We start from the raw sequence: 234 nt of genomic DNA on the forward strand, positions 1-234 counted from the left end.
GTGGTGTGGGAGCCAAAAGTTGGCAGGAATCAACGCTCTAACTTAACACTGCGTTTTAGCAATTCAGAGTTGGCGCAGCATGTTGCAAGTAAACTGATAGAGCAGGGCAAGTACGAAAAAGCACTTTCCATATTGGATAATGACCGCGCTGTGTTTGGTTCTTTACTGCAAGAAACTTCCGGCGCGACCATGCGTGAAGGGCTGCTGCACGTTCAATTAACCTATAAGCGTAAG

Annotated in this window: 1 protein-coding gene; it reads left to right on the forward strand. The window is 47.0% G+C overall.

The annotated features are described in order from the left end of the window. On the forward strand, window positions 1-234 hold a 234-nt coding region (locus tag AB4486_RS28060; RefSeq protein WP_372120102.1), incomplete at both ends, for an SgrR family transcriptional regulator.

It is taken from the genome of Vibrio sp. 10N.222.55.C6 (assembly GCF_041473395.1).
Taxonomy (GTDB): Bacteria; Pseudomonadota; Gammaproteobacteria; order Enterobacterales; family Vibrionaceae; genus Vibrio; species Vibrio crassostreae_C.